Origin of the sequence: Exiguobacterium sp. s192, from assembly GCF_018618795.1 — a bacterium.
Classification (GTDB): Bacteria; Bacillota; Bacilli; order Exiguobacteriales; family Exiguobacteriaceae; genus Exiguobacterium_A; species Exiguobacterium_A undae.
In genome coordinates this window covers 572,380-591,948 of sequence record NZ_JACSMS010000001.1, presented here as the reverse complement: position 1 = coordinate 591,948, position 19,569 = coordinate 572,380, and the positions used below count along the sequence as shown (strand labels likewise).

General features: G+C 47.9%; 19 protein-coding genes and 1 tRNA gene. All 20 read right to left on the bottom strand.

The window, feature by feature from the left end:
• Positions 1–171: 171 nt before the first annotated feature.
• Positions 172–1,440, bottom strand: a complete 1,269-nt coding sequence (gene odhB, locus KNP87_RS03030) for a 2-oxoglutarate dehydrogenase complex dihydrolipoyllysine-residue succinyltransferase (protein WP_214721029.1) — start codon at positions 1,438–1,440, stop codon at positions 172–174.
• Positions 1,441–1,490: 50 nt separating this feature from the next.
• On the bottom strand, positions 1,491–4,352 hold the full coding sequence (locus KNP87_RS03025; protein WP_214720781.1) for a 2-oxoglutarate dehydrogenase E1 component: 2,862 nt from the start codon (positions 4,350–4,352) through the stop codon (positions 1,491–1,493).
• A 358-nt stretch (positions 4,353–4,710) separates the two neighbouring features.
• On the bottom strand, positions 4,711–5,439 hold the full coding sequence (locus tag KNP87_RS03020; protein ID WP_028106115.1) for an amino acid ABC transporter ATP-binding protein: 729 nt from the start codon (positions 5,437–5,439) through the stop codon (positions 4,711–4,713).
• Positions 5,436–6,080: an amino acid ABC transporter permease gene (locus KNP87_RS03015; RefSeq protein ID WP_026832784.1), complete on the bottom strand. Its 645-nt coding sequence runs from the start codon at positions 6,078–6,080 to the stop codon at positions 5,436–5,438. Before KNP87_RS03015 ends, KNP87_RS03020 begins: the two co-directional genes overlap by 4 nt.
• Before the next feature lie 37 nt (positions 6,081–6,117).
• Positions 6,118–6,882: a transporter substrate-binding domain-containing protein gene (locus tag KNP87_RS03010; RefSeq protein ID WP_026832783.1), complete on the bottom strand. Its 765-nt coding sequence runs from the start codon at positions 6,880–6,882 to the stop codon at positions 6,118–6,120.
• Between the two features lie 192 nt (positions 6,883–7,074).
• Positions 7,075–7,158, bottom strand: a tRNA-Leu gene (locus tag KNP87_RS03005).
• A 65-nt stretch (positions 7,159–7,223) separates the two neighbouring features.
• Positions 7,224–8,168, bottom strand: coding sequence for an alpha/beta hydrolase (locus tag KNP87_RS03000; RefSeq protein WP_214720780.1), 945 nt, complete (start codon positions 8,166–8,168; stop codon positions 7,224–7,226).
• Between the two features lie 19 nt (positions 8,169–8,187).
• Positions 8,188–8,526, bottom strand: a complete 339-nt coding sequence (locus tag KNP87_RS02995; protein WP_026832781.1) for a hypothetical protein — start codon at positions 8,524–8,526, stop codon at positions 8,188–8,190.
• Between the two features lie 20 nt (positions 8,527–8,546).
• A complete protein-coding gene (locus KNP87_RS02990; RefSeq protein WP_214720779.1) occupies positions 8,547–9,563 on the bottom strand; it encodes a S66 family peptidase in 1,017 nt (338 codons plus the stop codon).
• A gap of 29 nt (positions 9,564–9,592) precedes the next feature.
• Positions 9,593–9,934 carry a thioredoxin family protein gene (locus KNP87_RS02985; RefSeq protein WP_214720778.1) on the bottom strand — a complete coding sequence of 114 codons (342 nt, stop codon included), beginning with the start codon at positions 9,932–9,934 and terminating at the stop codon, positions 9,593–9,595.
• A 170-nt stretch (positions 9,935–10,104) separates the two neighbouring features.
• Positions 10,105–10,473: a DUF779 domain-containing protein gene (locus tag KNP87_RS02980; protein WP_026832778.1), complete on the bottom strand. Its 369-nt coding sequence runs from the start codon at positions 10,471–10,473 to the stop codon at positions 10,105–10,107.
• Positions 10,474–10,494: 21 nt separating this feature from the next.
• Positions 10,495–12,015 (bottom strand): aldehyde dehydrogenase, encoded by a 1,521-nt coding sequence (gene adh, locus KNP87_RS02975; protein ID WP_026832777.1) that lies wholly within the window; start codon positions 12,013–12,015, stop codon positions 10,495–10,497.
• Between the two features lie 222 nt (positions 12,016–12,237).
• Positions 12,238–12,759: a TraR/DksA C4-type zinc finger protein gene (locus tag KNP87_RS02970; RefSeq protein WP_026832776.1), complete on the bottom strand. Its 522-nt coding sequence runs from the start codon at positions 12,757–12,759 to the stop codon at positions 12,238–12,240.
• A gap of 85 nt (positions 12,760–12,844) precedes the next feature.
• Positions 12,845–13,642, bottom strand: coding sequence for a hypothetical protein (locus KNP87_RS02965; RefSeq protein WP_026832775.1), 798 nt, complete (start codon positions 13,640–13,642; stop codon positions 12,845–12,847).
• 308 nt (positions 13,643–13,950) lie between these two features.
• Positions 13,951–15,096, bottom strand: a complete 1,146-nt coding sequence (locus KNP87_RS02960; protein WP_214720777.1) for a mannitol-1-phosphate 5-dehydrogenase — start codon at positions 15,094–15,096, stop codon at positions 13,951–13,953.
• Positions 15,097–15,099: 3 nt separating this feature from the next.
• Positions 15,100–15,537 (bottom strand): PTS mannitol transporter subunit IIA, encoded by a 438-nt coding sequence (locus tag KNP87_RS02955; RefSeq protein WP_233550661.1) that lies wholly within the window; start codon positions 15,535–15,537, stop codon positions 15,100–15,102.
• A gap of 39 nt (positions 15,538–15,576) precedes the next feature.
• Positions 15,577–17,010 (bottom strand): PTS mannitol transporter subunit IIBC, encoded by a 1,434-nt coding sequence (locus KNP87_RS02950; RefSeq protein ID WP_214720776.1) that lies wholly within the window; start codon positions 17,008–17,010, stop codon positions 15,577–15,579.
• 188 nt (positions 17,011–17,198) lie between these two features.
• Positions 17,199–18,662: a BglG family transcription antiterminator gene (locus KNP87_RS02945; RefSeq protein ID WP_214720775.1), complete on the bottom strand. Its 1,464-nt coding sequence runs from the start codon at positions 18,660–18,662 to the stop codon at positions 17,199–17,201.
• A gap of 3 nt (positions 18,663–18,665) precedes the next feature.
• Positions 18,666–19,232 carry a helix-turn-helix domain-containing protein gene (locus tag KNP87_RS02940; protein WP_214720774.1) on the bottom strand — a complete coding sequence of 189 codons (567 nt, stop codon included), beginning with the start codon at positions 19,230–19,232 and terminating at the stop codon, positions 18,666–18,668.
• On the bottom strand, positions 19,225–19,518 hold the full coding sequence (locus tag KNP87_RS02935) for a PTS sugar transporter subunit IIB (RefSeq protein WP_214720773.1): 294 nt from the start codon (positions 19,516–19,518) through the stop codon (positions 19,225–19,227). The genes KNP87_RS02940 and KNP87_RS02935 overlap by 8 nt, the downstream gene beginning before the upstream one ends.
• Positions 19,519–19,569 lie beyond the last annotated feature (51 nt).

Genomic DNA, 19,569 nt, shown 5'->3' with positions numbered 1-19,569 from the left:
TCGTTTATCCCCCTCGAAATCGTGATTCTCATACAAGATGAATCTTACCGTGTTTCGATGAACGTCTCATGAAGCAGATGTAATCTTCTGTATAGATTGGGTGACAACGCTGTAACAGATAACAAAAAAACACCCTGTTTCCATGATTCGAAACAGGGTGTTCCCGTATGATTACGCTTCGAAGATGAGTGATTCCGGATCTTCCAACAAATCTTTAATGTGTTTGAGGAACGTGACGGCTTCTTTTCCGTCCACGATCCGGTGATCATAAGAAAGGGCGACATACATCATCGGACGGTTTTCCATTCGTTCTGCATCAATCGCGATCGGACGCAAGTTGATCGCATGCATCCCGAGAATCGCCACTTGTGGTCCATTCAGGATCGGTGTCGACATCAAGGAACCAAATGTTCCACCGTTCGTGATCGTAAACGTTCCGCCTGTCAAATCAGACAAGCCCAGTTTGTTGTCACGCGCTTTGACCGCAAGATTGATGATATCTTTTTCGATTTCACCGAAGTTCTTTTTATCGGCATCACGGACGACCGGCACGACCAGTCCGTCCGGGGCAGAAACTGCAATCCCGATGTCGTAGAATTTCTTCAGGACAATCTCATCTCCCTGAATTTCTGCATTCAGATAAGGCATTTTTTTCAAGGCCGCGACGGCAGCTTTCGTAAAGAACGACATGAAACCAAGTTTGACCTCATTGTCCTTGACGAATTTTTCTTGCCGGCGTTTCCGTAAAGACATGACTGCAGACATATCGATTTCGTTAAATGTCGTCAACATCGCAGCCGTTTGTTGAACTTCTACTAAACGGTTGGCAATCGTTTTACGACGGCGTGACATTTTGATTCGTTCTTCCGGTTTGCCGGGTGCTGCTGGAGCTGCCGGTTGTGGTGCCGGCGTTGCCGGTTGTGGTTTTGCTTGCTCACGTGGCGCGACTTCAAACGTTGCCACATCTTGCACGCGGATCCGGCCAAGCGGATCTTGCGTCGCGACTTGCGACAAATCAATTCCTTTTTCGCGGGCTAACTTCCGAGCTGCGGGTGAAGCAATCGGACGGTCAGCAAGCGTCGTGGCTTCAGTCGCCGCGACAGCTGCCGGCTGCTCTTTTTTCGGCTCTTGAGCGGCAGGTGCTTCTGCTGGTGCTTCTGTTGCCTTTGGCGTTGGAGTCGATTCAGTCGGTTTCGCTGCTTCGCCCCCCGCCGTGATGATGGCAATCGTCTCGCCAACCCGGACCGTGTCGCCTTCTGCCGCCATGACCTCTGTCAACACGCCGGCTTCATCTGACGGAACTTCGATGTTGACTTTATCCGTTTCCAGTTCAACAATCGCTTCCCCTTTTTCCACCTGATCGCCTGGTTGTTTCAACCACGAAGCGACCGTACCTTCCGTAATCGATTCTGCAAGTTCTGGCACTTTGATTTCCATGATAATTCGTCCCCCTAAGACTGTTCGTGTTTGACCCCACAAGATATTATGCGTTAAACATTTGTTTCGGAAATAGATGGTGCCTTCGTTTCTTCGACCGTCTGGCGTGTCAATGCTTCGGTTACGATGCGCGCTTGTTCGACTTTATGGCCAGTCGGGTCACCTTCCGCTGTACTCGAGCGTCGACGGCGTCCAATATAACGCACTTGCGTGATGCCATTGATACCAACGGATTCTAAGCGCGGTTCAATGTATGTCCATGCCCCCATGTTTTTCGGTTCTTCCTGAACCCAAACAAATTCCGTAACATTCGGGTACCGCTCCAACAACGCGTTTAACTGCTTCGCCGGGAATGGGTAAATTTCTTCGATTCGCACGATGTGCAACCAGTTGAAGTCGTCATCAGATTTCGAGACGGCTTCTGCCAAGTCAATCGCGACTTTCCCACTGCAAAAGACAATTCGTTCGACTTGATCCGGTGATTCACCAAGACCCGTTTGTTCCACGATACGTTTAAAGGAACCGTCTGTCAGCTCGGATAAGTCAGATGTCGCAAGCGGGTGCCGGAGAAGACTTTTCGGTGTCATCACGACAAGCGGACGGACTTCATCTTTTCCAAGAATCGCTGCTTGACGGCGAAGCAGGTGGAAATACTGCGCTGCACTCGAGACATTCGCAACCGTCCAGTTTTTCTCACCGGATAACGATAGGAAACGTTCGAGACGGGCACTTGAGTGTTCCGGACCTTGACCTTCATATCCGTGAGGCAACAGCATCACAAGCCCCGAGGTCTGCCCCCATTTCGCACGGCTTGCCGAAATGAATTGATCAAAGATGACTTGACCGGAGTTGGCAAAATCACCATATTGCGCTTCCCATAAGACAAGTGTCTCGGGTGCGAAAACATTGTAGCCATATTCAAAGCCGAGGACGCCTGCTTCTGATAACGGACTGTTGTAGACAGCAAAGGACGCAGTGGCTGATTTCAAACTGTGCATCGGTGAAAACGATTTGCCGGTTTTAACATCATTGAGATTGATGTTCCGCTGGGCGAACGTTCCCCGTTCGGAATCCTGACCACTTAAACGGATTGGTGTTCCGTCCGATAGAATCGATGCAAACGCGAGCGTCTCGGCATGTCCCCAGTCAATCCCGTTTTTCGTCGTCAACGCATCAGTCCGGCGTTTTAAGACTTTCTCTAACTTATGGAACACATTGAATCCGCTTGGCCATTCGAGTAACTGTTCGTTATAAGCCATCAAGTTCTCTTCCGAAACACCTGTCTCAACGGTCGGAACCCCTTTGAAGACGACGTCCGGCATGACCCCACCGTACTCTTTTTCCACATTCGGTACTTTCTCACGTGCTGCTTTCATGACATCATTGATGTCCGTTTCAATCGCAGCGACCTCGTCTTTCGTGACGTCCCCTTGCTCGACCAGTTGGTTGGCGTATAAGACCCGTGCCGTGTCATGTTGATGGATCAACTCATATAACACTGGATTCGTGTTCATCGGCTCATCCATCTCATTATGTCCAAAACGACGGTACCCGATCAAATCAATCAACACGTCTTTGTTGAACGTTGCCCGGTATTCACTGGCGAGTAACGCGACAGCTAAACAGCTTTCCGGCTCATCGGCATTGACGTGGAAAATCGGGATTTCGTATCCTTTTGCCAGGTCACTCGAATAGCGGGTTGAACGTGAATCGGTCGGCTCTGTCGTGAAACCGATCGTATTGTTGGCGATGATATGAATCGTCCCGCCCGTGTTATATCCTTTTAAATTCGTCAAATTCAATGTCTCAGCGACAATTCCTTGTCCCGGGAAAGCGGCATCACCGTGAATCAGGATTGCGGCTGCTTTGCCCTGCTCTTGGCGAGGCGCTCCTTTTTGCGAACGATCATCTTGCGCCGCCCGTGTGAATCCTTCGACAACAGGATCGACAAACTCCAGATGCGACGGGTTATTGGCAAGTGTCATCCGAACATTAGTGGATTGTTGCTCCATTTTCCGGTTTAATCCCAAATGATACTTGACGTCGCCTGTCCAGCCGTACGTAATTCCAATCGATCCTTCCGAAGGGACAAGATCGTGGTTCGGTGCATGTTGGAATTCGGCAAAAATCATTTCGTACGGTTTGCCTAGGACATGCGCCAACACGTTTAAGCGTCCACGGTGGGCCATTCCGATGTTGATTGTCTCCGATCCATTGGCAATCAGGTGACCGACAATCGTATCAAGCAACGGCACCATCGCATCCAGTCCTTCGATTGAAAAGCGTTTTTGTCCCACGTATGTTTTATGCAGATATTTTTCAAAAAGATCCGTTTCCGCTAAGCGTTTAAACAATTGTTTTTTCTGTTCAACGCTGAGTTTGGCCGTCAACGCTCCTTGTTCAATCTTTTGACGCAACCATTTCTTTTCGTCCAAATCGTCGACGTGTTGGAACTCGACCGCGGCTGCCCCTGTATACTGGGCTTTCAGATGTTCAATCCCTTCGAAGGCATCCTTCAAGTGGGACGGTGGATCCGGACAAACGAGTGTGACCGGCATGCCACGTAAATCAGCTTCTGTCAGTCCAAACTGACCAAGCTCAAGCAATTCCGTCTCCCGCGGATGATCTTTTAATGGATAGATGTCCGCCGCTAAATGACCTTTTGCACGAATTTGATCCGCTAAGCGGCTCGCTGCCAAATATTTTTCAAAATCTCCGGTCTCGACCACTTGATTGACAACTGGTTCTGAGATTGGAGCCCCGTTCTGTTCAAAATAGAGTCGTGTCTCTTCATCTACTGAAGAAGCATCTTCTAAAAAGCGTTCATACAATTCGATGATGTAACCAAGGTTTGGTCCATAAAATGCTTGTTGTTCCTGTTCCCGGCTTGCCATGTACGGTTCCCCCCGTTTCATTCATTTCACCCTTCGTGCTGAAGAATCAGCACATTTCCAACTCTCTACCTGTTAGCGCTTTCAAATCGGATGACATAAAAAGTCGACAATCGTTACGTTCCCGGTCTGACAAATCGAATGTAACCTTGACGAAGGCCTGTATGTCAAAAGTGTTTGCCTTAGTTATTATATTACTACTTCTTTTGGCTCAGTGCGTTTCGAATTCCCAATTTCTCAGTGATAAATGTATAAGTTTTTCTTATGACTGTACCCTCTGTTCTTTATGAATGAAACGTCTCTAGGGAAAAAAGGGCTTTTTTCCTCAAAAAAGAGTATCCATCGCCTCCCTGTCGGCAAATGGATACTCGATTCGTCTCTTTTATAAAACTTTGCTTAAAAACGATTGTGTCCGCTCGTGTTGCGGCGCATCAAACAATAAGCTCGGAATGTTTTCTTCGACGATGAAACCGCCATCCATAAACAGAACACGATCACCGACTTCGCGCGCAAATCCCATCTCATGGGTGACGACGATCATTGTCATCCCTTCGAGCGCCAATTGTTTCATGACTGCGAGCACGTCGCCGACCATTTCTGGATCGAGCGCTGACGTCGGCTCATCAAATAGCATGATTTTTGGATTCATCGCCAAGGCGCGGGCAATCGCCACGCGTTGTTTTTGACCACCTGACAGTTCACCCGGATAATTGTCGGCCTTTTCACGTAAGCCGACTTTATCAAGTAATTCAAGAGCCCGTTGCTTCGCTTGGCTTTTTTCCGTCTTACGCACTTTCATCGGAGCAAGCGTCACATTTTCAAGCACCGTCTTATGCGGAAACAAGTTAAAGTGTTGGAATACCATCCCAACTTCTTCCCGCACTTTATTGATATCAACTTTCGGGTTCGTAATGTCGTGCGTATCGATCACGACTGTCCCGCCGGTAATGTCCTCCAAGCGATTCAGACACCGTAAAAACGTACTTTTCCCGGAGCCCGAAGGTCCGATGACACAGACCACTTCTTTTTCCTGAATTTCAACTGAGATATCTTTTAACACTTCATTCGAACCAAAGGATTTCTTCAATTGTTTCACTTCAATGATACTCATCGTAGGGTAAACCTCCGTTCCAAGAATTTCGCTAACAGTGAAAGGAGATAAATGACGACGAAATACATCAAACCGACGACGGTCCACACGATGAACGGTTCAAACGTCGTCGCCTGTTGCACTTGCCCTTGTTGTGTCAAATCTGCGATGCCGATAATCGACAATAACGAAGTATCTTTTAAACTGATAATCGATTGGTTGGTGATTGTCGGCAACATCCGCCGGAATGCCTGTGGCAGGATGATTTGTGTCATCGTCTGACGCCCGGTCATTCCGAGCGAACGAGCCGCTTCAGTTTGCCCTTTATCAATCGACTGAATCCCGGCTCGAATAATCTCGGCGAAATACGCACCCGCATTGATTGCGACCGTCAAGATACCGGCATACATCCGGTCCATCGACAGCCATTCGAGTGAATTGAGTCCAAAATAGATGAAGAACAATTGGACGATAAATGGTGTCCCGCGGATGACATCGATGTAGACGATGGCAATCGCGTTTAAAATCTTCAGTGGAGACAAACGCATCAACGCGACAATCAAACCAATGATGAATCCGGCTATGACCGCGATGATGAAAATATAAAGTGTAATCTGTAATCCTTCCAAGAAAAACGGAAACGCCGTTTTTGCGACTTCCATCAGCGACTCAACTCCCTTGTCTTTCGTTCAAATCCGCTTATTTTAAATACGTATCTACGATTTTGTCGTACTCGCCGCTTTCTTTCAGGTTAGCGAGTCCTTCGTTGATTTTTTTCATCAACTCTTCGTTTTCCCCTTTTAAGACCGCGATGCCGTAGTTATCCCCGTTGAGTCGGTCGCCGACTAGTTTCAGACCGAGGTTTTGTTGTTTGTTTGCGTACGAAATGACAGGATAGTCTTCAATCAGAGCCGCTGCGTTGCCATTTTTGACTTCTTGGAACATTGCCGGGCTGTCATTGAATTGTGTAACCGTGATGCCTAATTTTTCTGCATTATCCGTTGCGTATTTTGCACCGGTCGTTCCCTTTTTGACGGCGACTTTTTCGCCTTTTAAGTCATCAACTGATTTAATTTTGTTATTGTCTTCCTTGACGACTAAGATCAATCCGGCTTCAAAGTACGGATCGGAGAACGTCACGACTTTTTTCCGCTCCGGTGTGATACTCATCCCGGCAATCGCCACGTCCAGCTGATTCGCCTGCAAAGCAGGAATGATTCCGCTGAAGTCCATTGCTTCGAATTGAATCTTAAAATCTTGATCCTTCGCGATCGCTTTGATCAAGTCGATGTCGATTCCTTTGTACGTATCGCCGTCTTTGTACTCGAATGGCGGATACGTCACGTCGATTCCGACTTTGTACGTCTTGTCCTCTGATGTTTCCTCCTTCGAACCGATGCTGCAGGCACTTAATACGAACAGACAACTGATCAACAAAAATAGAACCGATAATTGCTTTTTCATGTTAAAACTCCTCTCTTGAAGGCGGATGCCTTCTCCCTCTTTTTTCCTTGCATTCACTTTCCTTAACACACATTTTATCAGAAAAATTCAAATTTTACGAATAAACGTAATATTTTTGTTCGTTTCTTCAATATAGAAATTCAAAAAGAGCACCCTTTCGCAAAAGGATGCTCTAGATGAACTTGCATGAAATGCCGCCGAGAGGACTTGAACCTCCACGGTGTTGCCACCACTAGATTCTGAGTCTAGCGCGTCTACCAGTTCCGCCACGACGACTTCTATTTATGTTATTAGAATACTAAATAGAGGTTTTTCTGTCAACGGTTTCAAACATTTTTTTATTATTTCCCCACTTCATCATCACTCAAAATCCGACGGACAAAACGTTCGACGACCGTATCGTACGTATCCGGATCTTCGAAATAGGCCATCGCGTGCGCCGCATTCGGGATGACCACCAACTCTTTTTCTGTCGGACACGCCTGATACAGCTCATAGACCATTGAAGTCGGAACAAATGTATCTGCACCGCCGTGCAGGAACAGGATCGGAACCGTCGCCCGTTTGACTTGTTTTAACGCCGAAGCCTCACTAAAAAAGTAACCAGCCTTCAACTTCGTCAGTAGACTGGTCATTGCCAGAAACGGAAAATGCGGCAGACGGTACATCCGTTTCATCTGATAAGCGAGAACGGCATTGACGGATGTGTAAGCACAGTCGGAAATGATGCCTTTGACTTGCGGCGGCAGTACTTCTCCGCTCGTCATCAGGACGGTCGCTCCGCCCATCGAAACACCGTGCAGAAAAATCGCACTTTCCTGACCAAGACGCGCAATCAGATATTCTGTCCAGCGAAGACAATCTTCCCGGTCGTGCCAGCCAAAACCGATGTAGTTCCCTTCACTTTTACCATGCCCCCGATTATCCGGCATCATGACATGAAAACCGGCTTGGTGATACAAATAAGCGAATCCCGCTAAGTCCGTTCCGACACCGCCGTAGCCATGCACTAAAATAACGACCCGGTCCGACGGTACAAGCGGCGGTAAATAGTGTCCGCGCAGTGTTAAGCCGTCATGGGCTTTGACTTCGATCAATTCAAGCGGTTGTTCTTTGATCCACGTTTGTCCCGGTTGCATCAAGCGGACCATTTCGTCACTCAGGTCACGGTTGTTGGATAAGAACGGTTTCGGATTGGTGGCAATCGCCATTTCATAAAAATAATAACTTGCGGCAAGCATCCCGGATCCGAGGACACCCAATCCGATTTTCGTTCGTTTTCGCATCACGTTTCACTTCCCATTCTCATAATTCGATTTGTAACTGGGCTGAGGAGTCGATCTCGTCTTGCAATACTTCCTGTCGTAAACGGTGTTCTTGCTGTGCTTTTCGATAGGCAAATTCCTGTACCAATTCTTGTCCTGTAAACCCTTCTTCAACGATATCCGATAACAAATCGGTTTCCGTTGCCACCATTTCTTGCGGATTTCGCATGACGAGCACTTGACCGACTTGGGCCAACATCAACTCATCTTTTAACTGTAACGCATCATAAAACGGTTCAGGTAATGTCATACGACGTGTTTCCGGATTGATATGAATCCGCTTGTACGCTGCCAATGATTGAAATTTTCGAATCTGCATAACTGTCCTCCTCTTCCAAATCAGCAGAACGTCATGTCTACTCTGGAATCTTTCCCTTGAATTCGTATTGTCGCCTGTGCACCGTTCACGAGTGTCAGTTGCGGCGGTTGATGTCCGATATCGAGATCATAGAATATCGGAACCTTCAATTTTTCCTTCAACATATCGTACACATCGGTCAGCGTATAATCTTCAATCGTCCGTCCACCAGCTGTCCGTCCGAATACGATGCCTGCTGCCTGATCGAACCAGCCGGCGAGATGCATCTGCATCAACGAACGATGGACATCGGTGGCACTTGCTTCCGATACTTCGAAGTACCAAAGGATCGGTTCTTGATTGATTTGCGTTTGTTGAAAGGCGGCCACGTCACCGTACGGCGTTCCGATCAGATGACGAACGGTTTCCAGACATCCGCCAAGCAGCCGTCCCGTCACCTCAGTTTCATTGGGATCAACGGATTTCCATTCTGTCGCCGCATCCAAATGGTACATATACCGTGCCGGTCGTTCCGCATGGTTCCAGTTGGTTTGATAAAAGTCAGAGGTCCATTGTGTAACGGTTCCTCCTTTTGGCGTCGCCAGAACACGGCGCCAGGCGGTCGTCGTCTCATCCCATTCTTCACTTCGCATCTCGACGAAATTTGGTCCGTGAGCCGTCGCAATCCCGGTCTGAACGGTAATCGCAAACAGCAACGTACTGATATCGGAATAACCAAGCAACCATTTTTCAGGAATCTGGTTCATCTCAAGATGCGGCAAGACGTCAATTGCCCGCTCACCGCCAAACGGAGGAATGATTGCGTCAATTTCCGGATTCTGCAACATTTGTATCAATTCATCGGCCCGGATGTCGGCGGCCGCACTGGTTGCTTTTTGTTGTGTCCAAACGGTTTGCCCGACTTGCACCGCCATTTGCCGATCCTGCAATCGGTTCGTCGCCTCTTCAATCATTGGATGCAGTTCTTCCGGTAATCCGGAAGAGGGTGCTGTTACGCCAATCGTCTGTCCTGTCCAACCTAAATAAGGATATCGCATGATTTTGCCTCCTCGATGTTAGTTTTACGTCAGCCCATCGTTCGAACGAATTGACCGATTTGTTCAACTTTCCGTTTTAACGGTTCAATCGGAACGATCCGTGCTTCCCGGTGCACTTCTTTCCCCTTTACAAATAACAAGACCACGGGTGCGGTAAACACCGAAAACTCGCTGGCAATCTGTGGAACATCGGTCAAATCGACGCGTCCCGCCCGAAATTCAGGATGCGCAACAAAAATAGGTTCGATTTGCGGAAACAATGATGCACAGACCGCACACCCCGGGCTGGAAATGTAGAGCACACTGGCTAGTTCTGTAAGGTATAGTTCCTTGACCGCTTCAATGGAGGTCAGTTCTTGAAACGTTCCCATGGCATCTGTCCTCCTTTTTTGTAAAATATGTTTCAATTATAACGTGCCTTAGGCAAGAAACAAAACATGACTCTCGCTGGAGGTTTTCGGAATCAAAAAAACACTCCAAAACCGAAACCCTGCGCGATGATCGCCCAAAATTTCGGTTGGAGTGTTGTCTGGCCGGAATATCAGAGGTTGGTGGATGCTGCCAACTCCGCGTATTCTTCTTTCGTGAACGCGCGCGAGCGCGTTAAAAAGCGTTTTCCTTCGACACCTTCTAACGAAAACATCCCGCCCCGTCCGTCGATCACGTCGATGATCAGTTGCGTATGCTTCCAGTATTCGTATTGATCTTCGTGCATATAGAACGGGCAACCGCCGATCGTCCCGATCCATACATCTTGATCTCCTAAAAATAAATCGCCTTCCGCAAAACACATCGGTGAACTGCCGTCACAGCAGCCGCCTGACTGGTGGAACATCAGCGGTCCGTGTTTCGCCTTCAGCAGTTCAATCAATTCCAAGCCGGCATCGGTCGTCAGCACGCGTTCGACCATGTCGCCACATCCTTTCCTCAATCAGAAGAAACCAAGTTTATCCGGGCTGTAACTGACGAGCAGGTTTTTTGTCCGTTGGTAATGATTCAGCATCATCTTGTGATTTTCCCGTCCAATCCCTGACATCTTATAGCCGCCGAAGGCAGCATGGGCTGGATATTGGTGATAACAATTCGTCCAGACCCGTCCCGCTTCGATCGCCCGACCAAACCGGTACGCACGGTTCATGTCGCGTGTCCAGACACCGGCACCTAATCCATACAGCGTGTCATTTGCAATCTGAAGGGCTTCTTCTTCTGTCTTAAAGGTCGTGACAGACAAGACCGGACCAAAAATCTCTTCTTGGAAAATCCGCATTTTATTATGTCCTTTAAAAATCGTCGGTTGGATATAATATCCGTCGGCTAAATCCCCATCGAGATGATTCCGCTCCCCGCCGATCAGACATTCCGCACCTTCTGATTTTCCGATTTCGAGGTACGACAGGATTTTCTCCATCTGTTCGCTTGATGCTTGCGCTCCCATCATGACATCCCCGTCCAACGGATTCCCGAGCTTAATGGCTTTGACCCGTTCAAGCACACGTTCCATGAACGGTTCATAAATCGATTCTTCAATTAACGCACGTGATGGACACGTACAGACTTCCCCTTGATTCAAAGCAAACATCAACAAGCCTTCAATTGCTTTGTCAAAGAAGGCATCATCGGCATCCATGATGTCGGCAAAGAAGATGTTGGGTGACTTTCCACCCAGTTCAAGCGTCACCGGAATGATGTTTTGCGACGCATATTGCATGATGAGCCGTCCTGTCGTCGTCTCTCCAGTGAAGGCAATCTTCGCAATACGTTTACTTGACGCCAGTGGTTTCCCTGCTTCCAGTCCGAATCCATTGACGATATTCAAGACACCCGGCGGCAGAAGGTCGCCAATCAATTCCGTCAGCAGCATGATGCTCGCCGGTGTTTGTTCTGCCGGTTTCAAGACAACACAGTTCCCCGCTGCGAGTGCCGGTGCCAGTTTCCAGACGGCCATCAAAATCGGGAAGTTCCATGGAATGATTTGCCCGACCACTCCGAGCGGCTCATGGAAATGATAGGCGACCGTATCGTTGTCGAGCTCGCCGATCGATCCTTCTTGCGCCCGGATGACACCGGCGAAGTAACGGAAGTGGTCGATTGCAAGCGGCAGGTCGGCGTTTAACGTCTCCCGGACAGCCTTCCCGTTTTCCAGTGTTTCGGCATAGGCCAGCATTTCCAGGTTTTCTTCCATTCGATTGGCGATTTTATTTAAGATATTTGAACGTTCTGCGACAGACGTTTTCCCCCACGCCTCTTTTGCCGCATGAGCTGCATCCAGCGCGAGTTCGATATCTTCTTTTCCGGAACGGGCAACCTGACACAACACCTTACCAGTAATCGGTGTCACGTTATCGAAGTATTCTCCTCCGACCGGTGCCGTCCACTTCCCATTAATGAAGTTCTCATAACGATCCTTGTACTGTACCTTCGACCCTTGCGTGTTTGGAATCTCATAAATCATGATCTTGTTCCTCCCTCAATTAAAATGGTCAAACGACGAGAAGGTATCTCATGTATGCGCTTTCATTTTGATGGTATCGAAATGTCTTCTCGTATCTATCGTACCAAATGTTGATAAAAAGTCAAAATTTCCCGATATTTTTTGGAAGATAATTTTTAAGGCTCACTAAAAAACACGTCATCTCCAGAAAGGATTGACGTGTTAATCAGTGGATTGATCTGTTTACCGGGTCGGATCGATGCCATCTTCTTTATCAGACGGTGTATCCGAATTTCCGAATTCCCCAACCTTGCTGAATCCGTCTGTTGCCCCGTCAATATCTTTGCCGGTTGCTGTGACAGAAGGATCAAGAACAGCCTCTTCGCTCGGACGGGACATCGGATCATTCCCCTCACGCTCTTCCTCTTCTTTTGCATCTTGGATGCAGAGCAACGTCTCAGGAATGATGTCTAGACGTTCGATTTCAATGTCTTTTCCACATACTTTACAGACGCCGTATGTCCCGTCTTCGATTGCTTTTAAGGCAACATCAACATCGGATAACATCTCTTCCTGCATATCCGTCATGGCCTGATCCCGTTCACGCAGGAACAACTCGTCACCTGAGTCCCCCGGATGATTGTCGTAACTCGACAATTCTCCCGCATCATAATCCACTTCACGATTTTCGATGTTCGTTTCTGTTTTCTCTTTTTCTTTAAGCAGACGTGTTTTAAACGTTTCGATTTGTTTTGCTGACAACATGGCATTCATCTCCAATTCTTTAGCTTCAACTTCTTCTCTAAAGGATTTAACCGAAATGAAACCATGTTAAACGTCAATTGCTTGTTCAAGAACACTTATACGAACGGATTGAACCATGAAGATCACAGATCACGGTCATGAATTCTTGACCATCCTTAAAACAAATCTGATGACTGCGACCATTTTTCGAAGTCGAGATATCATCTATCCAAAGTCGTTTCGCGTCAGCAGAAGACAGCATCGCTACTTTATCGCGGATTGAAAATAAATCAAAGGGCAACAGGTTCAGCGATTGGATCACGAGTCCGTGTTTTCGGAATAAAGGATCCAATTGATAGTGAGACAAGCTGTATAAACTCTTTTCCGTCCCTCCGACGAGCAATTGAATCGAGTGACAAGGCTCGCGGCTGTCAATGCGTTCTTTTTGCAAAATGATTTTGCCGTGTACGCCGGAACCATCAAAAATCTGTTGCATTTTTTCTTGATCCAACCGGACTGCGCCTTGTTTTACCTGCAGCACCAGATGGGCAAATTCCGCATAATCCGGTTTTCCGATTTCAAGCGACGGAATGTGACGGACTTCTTCTCGCTCGATCAACTCAATCAATCCACGCTCAATTGTTACAGAAACTTCTTGTTCGGCGTGAAGGCGGACATCGATGACATATTGATCGACGACCGTATTCACCTCCAACGTATACATCAAATGCGGGTTCTGTTCTTGCTCAAGCATTAAACGGTTTAATAATAATTGGTGCAGGAGTTGCACCGGTGTATGCGATAAAAATTGACTCGTATACACTAAATGTTTCGCCGCAAGGGAATGATTTGATTTTGTACGCGTGCCTTTTGCCATATATACGTTCACTTTATAATTCAGCATAATTCCACCTTCTTTTGTTTAAGAATCGGATCGGAGAGTAGTTCCGTTTCTATAGCGTACCTCGCAAACACAAAAAAAAATATTCGATAACGAATATTCCAAATATGTTATACACAACACGGTTGATTTATGTTAAAGATTTTGAAAAAAGCACCTTTTATTCTTCAACTCTCTGTCATACTCCTATTTCAAGGATACCGATGATCTATTTTTAAAATGTGATCATCCATAAAAACAGCATACAAAAAAAACCAGATTCGGTATGAAACCGAACCTGGTTTTGCCTGATGTAACTTTTGAAACAGTCGTCACGCAATGGAGTCTGTCATCGGGTGCATCTGTTCATATTGACTGACGATCAGTTGACTCAACCGTTCCTCTGCCTCCAACCCGAGATACGTTGTAACCGTTTGGCGTATTCCGTGCTTCTCGATGAACGTATTTAATTCAGAAGATTCTGAATCATTTGGATCGGAATAGGTCAAGGCAGCTGCAATCCCTAACGCCAAACCATTTGCCTCAATGCCGCGATCCATCAATTCACGTGCCGGTTTAACTAACCGGTCACGTGGTCCAAGCTTCCGGATCGGTGAACGGGCGACACGAACGATTTCATCGTGAATCCGTGGATTTTCAAATCGTTTGATGTTTTTTTGAATGTAGGCGCTGTGATCTCTTGGATCGAAGCCGTATTTTTCAAGCAACAACCACCCTGTTTCATACAGTGCACTTTGTACCCCGCGGCGAACGCGGACGTCTTGCAGACTTTCCGCAATCGTTTCTTTCCCGAACAAGGCACCGAGGTACGAGGCAATCGCATGACCCGTATTGACCGTGAATAACTTACGCTCGATGAAGGGCGTGATGTCGGACACGTATGTGACGCCTGCAAACTGAGGATGATTTTCCGGTAAGGCACGCGTTTCAATGACCCATTCGAAAAATGGTTCCACTTCGACGTATAAAGGATCGTCATGGTGTTGCAACGGAACAATCCGGTCGACAGCTGCATTCGGGAAGAAAACGTTGTCGGGTAACGCACTCAGATGCGGCAGGACTTCTTGTCGAAGATGACTCGACCCTTCAATCATGTTTTCACAGGCAATGACATAAAGTGCTTTGGTCGTCGACCGCTTTTCAATCCCTTTAGCAAGCAACGGTGCAATCTTCGCTAATAATGTTGGTCCTACTGCAGTCGTCACGACGTCAGCCGCCGCGATCGCTTCGATGACCTGTTCCGCTTCCGTTTGACTGTTTAAAGCCGTCACGTTTGAGACGGTTTCCGTTTCAGCCTCTTCTGCTGCGTAGCCGACCGTATAGGACTGACGGGACTGCAGCGCCTCGACGACTTGCGCATTTACATCGATGAAACACACTTCGTAACCGGATTTGACGAGTTGTAAGCCGATGAATCCACGACCGATATTCCCTGCTCCAAAATGAACGGCTTTCATTCGTCACACCTCCACGGACAGCAACTGAATGATTTCTTCTGCTGTCGTTGCTGCCACCAATCGTTCGACATTGTCTTCATCTGAACAAATGATGGCAATGTGTGAAAGCAGTTCAAGATGCTCGTCCCCGATACCGGCGATCCCGATGATCAACTTTGCTTGTTCCGCTCCAAATGCCACACCGGCCGGGACTTGTAAAATAGAAAGACCTGTTTTTAGGACTTCACCTTTCGCTTCTTCCGTTCCATGGGGAATCGCAACGTGATTGCCGATATAAACGTTCGACAGACGATGTCTGCTTTTCATGGATTCGACGTAGTTCGGACGAACATATCCGTGATTGACGAGTAACGCTCCAGCCGCTTCAATCGCTTCCTCATCCGTAGTAAACTGTTGATTGAGTAAAACCATCTCTTTTTCTAATTTCATCGCTGTCGCCATTCTTCATCCACTCCATTCTCTATTTTTTAAACGCTCTTTTTAAGAAATTTTATTGCGGGCCGTTTCGATCTCATGTACCAAGTTGTCATAGTAATTGGCGTTCAGGAAGTTTTCGACCGACCGGTGTTCAGCTTGCGGAACTTTCTCCATCGCACGTTCTGTCAAATCCTGATGTGTGATGATGAATTCGGCATTTGCCGGGAGTTGACTGATCGACGTGTTCGTCACTTTGATCGGCAGTCCGGCCTTATTGATTTTATTGCGTAAGACCGACGCTCCCATGGCGCTTGAGCCCATTCCGGCGTCACATGCAAAGATGATGTGTTCGACTTCTGCTAACGGCGTAGTTGATTCAGCCGAAACCAACGAAGAGGCAATTGAATTTTTACCTTTCATCGCGCTGACGTTTGCCGTCGCTTCTTCGAGTGATGTTTCTTTTGCTTTGCTTGTTTTCAGTAAGACAGCTGATACGACGAACGTGACCGATGCGGAAATCAAGATTCCGGCAATCAAACCGACGTACGAACCACGTGACGCCATCGCGAGAACAGCAATGATGCTACCCGGTGAAGCCGGTGCAACCAGACCAACATCAAATAAAACAAATGTTAAGATTCCGCTCATGCCTCCGGCGATCATCGCCAATAAGAGAACTGGTTTCATCAAAACGTATGGGAAGTAGATTTCGTGAATCCCGCCGATGAATTGAATGAAGGCAGCACCAGGAGCCGTCTTCTTCGCTGCACCTGAACCAAACACTGAATAGGCAAGCAGTAACCCGAGTCCCGGACCAGGATTTGCTTCCAGTAGGAACAGCACGGATTTTCCGGCTTCACTGACTTGATCCAAACCAAGTGGACTCAAGATCCCGTGGTTGATGGCGTTGTTCAAGAACAAGATTTTAGCTGGTTCGATGAACAAGCTGGCAAGCGGCAACAGATGTGCACTGACAATCGCACCGACTGCTGCGGCCATGATGTCGTCCAGTCCCGTCATGAGTGGACCAAACAATTTAAAACCGCCGATCATCAACAGACCGCCGATGATTCCGACCGAGAAGTTGTTGACGAGCATCTCAAGACCCGGTTTGACCTTTCCTTCGATCAATTGGTCAAACTTTTTAATCGTAAATCCACCGAGTGGTCCCATGACCATCGCTCCGAGGAACATCGGAATCTCTGTCCCGACGATGACCCCCATCGTCGCCAGTGCCCCGACGACACCGCCTCGAACGTCATGCATCAATTTTCCTCCGGTAAACCCAATCAGCAGTGGTAAAAGATACGTGATCGTCGGACCGACCAACTCCGCTAAACTTTTGTTCGGCGCCCAACCGGTTGGGATGAACAATGCCGTGATAATCCCCCACGCGATGAATGCGCCGATATTCGGCATGACCATCCCGCTCAAAAAACTTCCAAACCGTTGAACCTGGACACGCAATCCACGTTTTCCTGCATGCGTTGTCGTCATTGGTGTACCCTCCATTTCGTATATAAAAGTGATAAGTGCCTTGCTACGCTTTTATTGTATGCGCTCTGCAAGCGCTTACTCAATCTTTCCTAGTTCACGTTTTGGCAGGCTAGTTGGACAAGACTAAAAGAACCATTCGTCTGAACGAATGGTTCTGAGTATTCCGAGTCGGCGGTAGTCGATCCTCATTAAGAAAAATCGTTTACTTTTTCCTCGACATTTAATTCGCGCTCGATGACTTTCCGAAACGTCCGGTTTAGGATCCGGTCGAGTTGCTTCGCATCACCATACTCAAACTGATGCGTCTGTTCATCGTTTTCAATGATGGCACCACTGATTGAACTGAGCAGGTGCAACAACTGATCCGACGCTTTTTCGGGAGCGGCCAGGACAAGGATTCGCTCAACCGGTTGGATGACTTGATCCATCCCGAGCAATTCGATGGGCTGCGCCAACTCATAGATGAAGAAGCCGCCGCGCTGAATGGAATCATCACGTCCATGAAATAATGCCAGCCGTGTGCCTGGAATGCCGAGCCCAGACATTTCGTGGCGCCGCAACAATTGCGCCGATAGCTGAACCGCGGAAGACGTCACATGTTTATTGACCAAGCCATTACTGATCTCCAGTAAGATTTCTTCCAGACCATCCGTTTCAGAAGAAATCGTTTCAATCGAAAAGGAATCCGTCAATTGACGCGCGGCCTTGACCAGCTCCTCCAACTGCGTCAAGTCGAGCCAACCGGATGCTTCCTTCCGGACAGGTGACTGAAAGGATTTTGGCAAGGAGACAAGCAGTTTCCGGATCCGGTCGACTTCTTCTTTCGGCAGGATGGGATTGACAAGCAGATGCGGTTGACTGATATCCGGCAAGGGAACGGTCGACAAAACAAAATCATAATTCGTTAACTGAAGTCGACTGATGCCAAAAAGAGAAGAACTTTCGACCTGGTCGAGCTCAGTGAATTCTTGACGCAACCGGTTCATCAACAGTTTGGACGAACCGAGTCCTGCCGAACAGACGACGAGGACACGATACGGGGTTTTCGGTAACGGTTTGCTTAAGACGGCACCAAAATGCATCACCCAAAACGCCAAGTCATAATCAGCAAATGCCTGATCATTGAAGACGGATTCGGCCGCCTGTTTAACGGCATCAAACAAACGGGGATACTCGCGTTCAATCTGTTTAATGACGTACGACGGATTGACGATATTTTGTTTCGTGTACGACATGATATGGCTGACGAGTCCCTGCTCGAGCGCCCGATCCTCCACAAAAGCTTCCCCGTACAGCAAAGAGACTTGCTCGATGAGCCGTTTGACCCGCAAACGGATGACCAATTCCTCACCCGTCTCTTGTTGACCTTGCTGAAAACTTCGCAACTCCTCTGAAATCCATTGCCGTTCCGCAATCGACAGCGGATATGGCAATCGTTGCTCGATCGTATCGACATGGTGTAAGACCTCAATCGGATAAGCTTTGAGTTCATAGACCATCGGGAACTCGTCCATCCGTATCGTCTGGACGGCAAGACTTAAGGTCGCCCGCATGATCAGACGATCACTGAGATTTTGTTGTTTCGTCAAAGGGGCGAGAACGGCGTATGCTTGGTTAATCGCCTCCACCCACTTGGTTTGCTGACTTTGCAACAGCTAAGGCAATTGATGGATGTTACCTTGAAGAAAACGATAGAAGGTCAGGACATCCCACTGGGTAAAAATCAACGATACAATCAATCGCCGTTTATTGATTTCCTCCCCGAGGACTTCCGCCCCTAACCCCTTTTTCCGTCGTAATTCCAGCGCATAGTGGCGAAACCACTCGTCAATCCGCTCCAAATCTTGAGTGATCGTACTCGGTGCGATGTACATGGCGTGTGCTAGAGCCTGTAACTTAATCATCCCTTGCTCCTGTAACAGACGGTAAGCCAGCTCAACTTGTCGGTCATCCGCTGACGGCAACTGCCGATGTGATAACAACAAGGCTTCACGGAGTTCCCGTTTGTGTCGTTCGTCACCACTCAACTGTAAGCCACGACCGCGAATATACGATAATGTCAGATCAAATGGTGCCACGGTTTGGGCAAGCCGTTCCCGTTCCCGTTGAATCGTCCGTTCGGACGTCTCGAGTGCTTCTGCAATTTCCTGAATTTGAATCGGTTCCGTTTTCGTCAGAAGATAAAAAAGCATCTCGCGTTCCCGTGTCGTAAATTCAGTCATGGCACATCCGCTCGTTTCTGACTGCCTGAATCAACTCGTCGTATGCCTCCGCCACGAGGAGAGCATCAACACCAAATATCTGACAGGTCGCATGTGTCTGAACCGTTGACACGATCCGTCGTGGTCCGACGAGAAATCTGGTATCGTCCGGCACTTCTTGTGCACGGCACGTATGAACAGTTGCCGGCAACTGTTCCTGACGGATGCGTTCACGTAAAACTTTCGCCCCCATGATACTGCCGACTAACCCCGAGTCGCAGACAAACATAATTTTAATGGCTTGCATCCTGATCACCCCTTCTTCTTTATCCTAGCCGATACGACTTCAAAATGGATA

Coding starts and splice junctions, on each gene's coding strand:
- KNP87_RS03015 (WP_026832784.1), bottom strand. CDS start 6,080: ATGGAAGTCGCAAAAACGGCGTTTCCGTTTTTCTTGGAAGGATTACAG.
- KNP87_RS03010 (WP_026832783.1), bottom strand. CDS start 6,882: ATGAAAAAGCAATTATCGGTTCTATTTTTGTTGATCAGTTGTCTGTTC.
- KNP87_RS02965 (WP_026832775.1), bottom strand. CDS start 13,642: ATGCTGAATTATAAAGTGAACGTATATATGGCAAAAGGCACGCGTACA.
- KNP87_RS02935 (WP_214720773.1), bottom strand. CDS start 19,518: ATGCAAGCCATTAAAATTATGTTTGTCTGCGACTCGGGGTTAGTCGGC.
- KNP87_RS03025 (WP_214720781.1), bottom strand. CDS start 4,352: ATGAAACGGGGGGAACCGTACATGGCAAGCCGGGAACAGGAACAACAA.
- KNP87_RS02985 (WP_214720778.1), bottom strand. CDS start 9,934: ATGGGAACGTTTCAAGAACTGACCTCCATTGAAGCGGTCAAGGAACTA.
- KNP87_RS02990 (WP_214720779.1), bottom strand. CDS start 9,563: ATGCGATATCCTTATTTAGGTTGGACAGGACAGACGATTGGCGTAACA.
- KNP87_RS02980 (WP_026832778.1), bottom strand. CDS start 10,473: ATGGTCGAACGCGTGCTGACGACCGATGCCGGCTTGGAATTGATTGAA.
- KNP87_RS02960 (WP_214720777.1), bottom strand. CDS start 15,096: ATGAAAGCCGTTCATTTTGGAGCAGGGAATATCGGTCGTGGATTCATC.
- KNP87_RS02940 (WP_214720774.1), bottom strand. CDS start 19,232: ATGACTGAATTTACGACACGGGAACGCGAGATGCTTTTTTATCTTCTG.
- KNP87_RS03020 (WP_028106115.1), bottom strand. CDS start 5,439: ATGAGTATCATTGAAGTGAAACAATTGAAGAAATCCTTTGGTTCGAAT.
- adh (WP_026832777.1), bottom strand. CDS start 12,015: ATGATTTATGAGATTCCAAACACGCAAGGGTCGAAGGTACAGTACAAG.
- KNP87_RS02970 (WP_026832776.1), bottom strand. CDS start 12,759: ATGTTGTCAGCAAAACAAATCGAAACGTTTAAAACACGTCTGCTTAAA.
- KNP87_RS03000 (WP_214720780.1), bottom strand. CDS start 8,168: ATGCGAAAACGAACGAAAATCGGATTGGGTGTCCTCGGATCCGGGATG.
- KNP87_RS02955 (WP_233550661.1), bottom strand. CDS start 15,537: ATGGCGACAGCGATGAAATTAGAAAAAGAGATGGTTTTACTCAATCAA.
- KNP87_RS02950 (WP_214720776.1), bottom strand. CDS start 17,010: ATGACGACAACGCATGCAGGAAAACGTGGATTGCGTGTCCAGGTTCAA.
- KNP87_RS02995 (WP_026832781.1), bottom strand. CDS start 8,526: ATGCAGATTCGAAAATTTCAATCATTGGCAGCGTACAAGCGGATTCAT.